The organism is Luteococcus sp. Sow4_B9, from assembly GCF_052116585.1.
Lineage (GTDB): Bacteria > Actinomycetota > Actinomycetes > Propionibacteriales > Propionibacteriaceae > Luteococcus.
This window is the reverse complement of the sequence record NZ_JBQKKT010000043.1, coordinates 1-5,247: the sequence shown is the minus strand read 5'-3', so window position 1 is coordinate 5,247 and position 5,247 is coordinate 1. Positions and strand designations below refer to the sequence as shown.

Genomic DNA, 5,247 nt, shown 5'->3' with positions numbered 1-5,247 from the left:
GGGGGTGTTCCCGACCGTACCTCGGGAACCACACAGTGGACGCGTAACATCTTTGTAGGATACAAGCCCTCGGCCTATTAGTATCGGTCAGCTCCACACATTGCTGTGCTTCCACATCCGACCTATCACCCGGTGGTCTGCCGGGGGCCTTACCAGATTAATCTGTGGGAACCCTCATCTTGAAGCGTGCTTCCCGCTTAGATGCTTTCAGCGGTTATCACTTCCCAACGTAGCCAACCAGCCATGCTCCTGGCGGAACAACTGGCACACCAGAGGTTAGTCCGTCCCGGTCCTCTCGTACTAAGGACAGCTCTTCTCAAGATTCCTACGCGCGCAGTGGATAGGGACCGAACTGTCTCACGACGTTCTAAACCCAGCTCGCGTGCCGCTTTAATGGGCGAACAGCCCAACCCTTGGGACCGACTCCAGCCCCAGGATGCGACGAGCCGACATCGAGGTGCCAAACCATGCCGTCGCTGTGAGCGCTCGGGCAAGATCAGCCTGTTATCCCCGGGGTACCTTTTATCCGTTGAGTGACGGCGCGTCCACATGCCACCGTCAGATCACTAGTCCCGACTTTCGTCCCTGCTCGAGGTGTCCCTCTCACAGTCAAGCTCCCTTGTGCACTTACACTCGAAACCTGATTGCCAACCAGGCTGAGGGAACCTTTGGGCGCCTCCGTTACCTTTTGGGAGGCGACCGCCCCAGTCAAACTACCCATCAGGCACTGTCCCTGAACCAGATCATGGTCCTAGGTTAGATATCCAGAACAGCCAGAGTGGTATTTCAACGATGACTCCACAACCACTGGCGTGGCCGCTTCACAGTCTCCCACCTATCCTACACAAGCTGTACCGAACACCAATACCAAACTATAGTAAAGGTCCCGGGGTCTTTCCGTCCTACTGCGCGTAACGAGCATCTTTACTCGTAATGCAATTTCGCCGAGTTCATGGTGGAGACAGCGCCCAAATCGTTACTCCATTCGTGCAGGTCGGAACTTACCCGACAAGGAATTTCGCTACCTTAGGATGGTTATAGTTACCACCGCCGTTTACTGGGGCTTAAGTTCACCGCTTCGCTTGCGCTAACAGTTCCCCTTAACCTTCCAGCACCGGGCAGGAGTCAGTCCGTATACGTCCTCTTTCAAGTTGGCACGGACCTATGTTTTTAGTAAACAGTCGCTTGGGCCTGGTCTCTGCGACCCTCCACGCTTCCCCGAGCAAGTCGGTTCACGCATCAGGTCCCCCTTATTCCGAAGTTACGGGGGTATTTTGCCGAGTTCCTTCACCATGATTCTCTCGATCGCCTTGGTATTCTCTACCTATCCACCTGTGTCGGTTTGGGGTACGGGCGGCTAACAACTCGCTCACGAAGCTTTTCTAGGCAACATAGGATCACTCACTCGACGGACACGTCCGTCTCCCCATCATGTCTCAGGCATCACAAGACGCGGATTTGCCTACGTCTCGCCCTACACACTTGGCCCGGGACAACCATCGCCCGGGATGAGCTACCTTCTTGCGTCCCTCCGCAGCTTGCCTACTACACACTCGGTTCACAGACTCAGTGGATCAAGACCCGAAGGTCCCTCACCACCTCGCGTGCTTAGCATCATGCGCCTCAGCATGGACGTTGTTTCGCCGGTACGGGAATATCAACCCGTTGTCCATCGACTACGCCTGTCGGCCTCGCCTTAGGTCCCGACTCACCCAGGGCAGATTAGCTTGACCCTGGAACCCTTGGATATTCGGCGGACGGGTTTCTCACCCGTCATTCGCTACTCATGCCTGCATTCTCACTCGTGTGCTCTCCACGACTGGGTCACCCCGCCGCTTCACCGCGCACACGACGCTCCCCTACCCACCCACACACCTGCCACAAGGAGGTCATTGTGTGAGTGCCACAGCTTCGGTGGATAACTTGAGCCCCGCTAAATTGTCGGCGCGGAATCACTTGACCAGTGAGCTATTACGCACTCTTTCAAGGATGGCTGCTTCCAAGCCAACCTCCTGGTTGTCTGCGCAACTCCACATCCTTTTCCACTTAGTTATCGCTTAGGGACCTTAGCTGATGATCTGGGCTGTTTCCCTCTCGACTACGAACCTTATCGCCCGCAGTCTCACTGCCGCGCTCTCACTTTCCGGCATTCGGAGTTTGGCTGATTTCGGTAAGCTTGTGGGCCCCCTAGACCATCCAGTGCTCTACCTCCGGAAAGAAACACGCGACGCTGCACCTAAATGCATTTCGGGGAGAACCAGCTATCACGTAGTTTGATTGGCCTTTCACCCCTATCCACAGCTCATCTCCTCGGTTTTCAACCCAAGTGAGTTCGGTCCTCCACGACGTCTTACCGTCGCTTCAACCTGGCCATGGATAGATCACTACGCTTCGGGTCTAGAGCGTGCGACTCAATCGCCCTGTTCGGACTCGCTTTCGCTACGGCTTCCCCACACGGGTTAACCTCGCCACACACCACTAACTCGCAGGCTCATTCTTCAAAAGGCACGCCGTCACCCCGCAGGGCTCCGACGGATTGTATGCGATCGGTTTCAGGTACTATTTCACTCCCCTCCCGGGGTACTTTTCACCTTTCCCTCACGGTACTTGTCCGCTATCGGTCACCAAGGAGTATTTAGGCTTAACGGGTGGTCCCGCCAGATTCATGCAGAATTTCAGGGGTTCCGCACTACTTGGGGTAACGCTCACAAGTGATCAACTTACGTCTACGGGACTCTTACCCTCTATGGTCTGCCTTCCCAGACAGCTCAACTTCATCGATCATTTCTTACTTGCCGACCACATGACAGTATGGTCAAAGCGGCCCCACAACACCGCATGTGCAACACCTGTCAGCTATCACACACACACGGTTTGGCCTCTTCCGCTTTCGCTCGCCACTACTCACGGAATCACGGTTGTTTTCTCTTCCTATGGGTACTGAGATGTTTCACTTCCCCACGTTCCCTCCAACTGCCCTATACATTCAGGCAGAGGTTGCCGGACATGACTCCGGTATTTCAAGGTTTCCCTATTCGGAAATCCACGGATCACAGCTCGTTTACCAGCTCCCCATGGCTTATCGCAGGTTACAACGTCCTTCATCGGCTCTTGGTGCCTAGGCATCCACCGATCGCACTTAGTAGCTTGTAAAATCTACAAAGATGCTCGCGTCCACTGTGCAGTTCTCAAAATACGGGCGGTACCACAACCAACAACCAGACAAACCTGGCCATCAATCCATGGTCCGAACAGAAAGACCGCCGCAACAACGACCAGCCCTTCAGGACCCAACAGCGTGCCACACCCACCAACACCAGCCACACCGTTCCACTCCCCCCACCACACAGGCAGAGGCTGTACTAGACACAACCAGCATCACCAGATGCATCAGTCAATGTTCCACAATCCAGAGCCACACTGGCCGCAAACACATGTCACGGAACCAGGTGAATGACACCCACTCAACAGCAGATGTACAAAGCTCCTTAGAAAGGAGGTGATCCAGCCGCACCTTCCGGTACGGCTACCTTGTTACGACTTAGTCCTAATTACCAGTCCCACCTTCGACAGCTCCCTCCACAAGGGTTGGGCCACTGGCTTCGGGTGTTACCGACTTTCATGACTTGACGGGCGGTGTGTACAAGCCCCGGGAACGTATTCACCGCAGCGTTGCTGATCTGCGATTACTAGCGACTCCGACTTCATGGGGTCGAGTTGCAGACCCCAATCCGAACTGAGACCGGCTTTTTGGGATTCGCTCACCCTTACAGGTTCGCAGCCCTTTGTACCGGCCATTGTAGCATGCGTGAAGCCCTGGACATAAGGGGCATGATGACTTGACGTCATCCCCACCTTCCTCCGAGTTGACCCCGGCGGTCTCCAATGAGTCCCCACCACTACGTGCTGGCAACATTGGACGAGGGTTGCGCTCGTTGCGGGACTTAACCCAACATCTCACGACACGAGCTGACGACAGCCATGCACCACCTGTATACCGACCAAAAAGGGGCACCCATCTCTGGATGTTTCCGGCATATGTCAAACCCAGGTAAGGTTCTTCGCGTTGCATCGAATTAATCCGCATGCTCCGCCGCTTGTGCGGGGCCCCGTCAATTCCTTTGAGTTTTAGCCTTGCGGCCGTACTCCCCAGGCGGGGTACTTAATGCGTTAGCTGCGGCACGGATCACGTGGAATGTGACCCACACCTAGTACCCACCGTTTACGGCGTGGACTACCAGGGTATCTAAGCCTGTTTGCTCCCCACGCTTTCGCTTCTCAGCGTCAGGAAAGTCCCAGAGAACCGCCTTCGCCACCGGTGTTCCTCCTGATATCTGCGCATTCCACCGCTCCACCAGGAATTCCGTTCTCCCCTAACTTCCTCTAGTCAGCCCGTATCGAAAGCAAGCTCAGAGTTAAGCCCTGAGTTTTCACTTCCGACGCGACTAACCGCCTACAAGCTCTTTACGCCCAATAAATCCGGACAACGCTCGCACCCTACGTATCACCGCGGCTGCTGGCACGTAGTTAGCCGGTGCTTCTTCTGCAGGTACCGTCACAAAAGCTTCGTCCCTGCTGAAAGCGGTTTACAACCCGAAGGCCGTCATCCCGCACGCGGCGTTGCTGCATCAGGCTTGCGCCCATTGTGCAATATTCCCCACTGCTGCCTCCCGTAGGAGTTTGGGCCGTATCTCAGTCCCAATGTGGCCGGTCGCCCTCTCAGGCCGGCTACCCGTCGAAGCCTTGGTGAGCCACTACCTCACCAACAAGCTGATAGGCCGCGAGTCCATCCCTGACCGCCGGAGCTTTCCAACACCCACCATGCAGCAGGCACTGAATATCCAGTATTAGCAACCGTTTCCGGCTGTTATCCCAGAGTCAAGGGCAGGTTACTCACGTGTTACTCACCCGTTCGCCACTCGTGTACCCCGAAGGGCCTTACCGTTCGACTTGCATGTGTTAAGCACGCCGCCAGCGTTCGTCCTGAGCCAGGATCAAACTCTCCGTTGAAAAATATCGACAACCCCACAAAAAAAAGCAGAGCAACGTCGTCAAACAACAAACAAGTCCGAAACCCGACACACCAGAAAAAACTGGCATACCAAAAATTTCATACTCAAAGAAACCATAACCACCAACACAAACCCCACAAAGAGATTCACATCAATGGCCACGGGTAAAAATAGGCATTGACTTTAGACACGCTGTTGAGTTCTCAAGATCCGGGCGCGACCCGCACATCCCTCC

The 5,247-nt window shown here is 55.0% G+C and carries 2 rRNA genes; both read right to left on the bottom strand.

Annotated features, from left to right (window positions below):
* Window positions 1-57: 57 nt before the first annotated feature.
* Window positions 58-3,153: ribosomal RNA gene (locus ACTQ49_RS14695) — 23S ribosomal RNA — on the bottom strand.
* A gap of 339 nt (window positions 3,154-3,492) precedes the next feature.
* Window positions 3,493-5,010, bottom strand: a 16S ribosomal RNA gene (locus ACTQ49_RS14690).
* Together the 16S and 23S rRNA genes form the textbook arrangement of a ribosomal RNA operon.
* Window positions 5,011-5,247 lie beyond the last annotated feature (237 nt).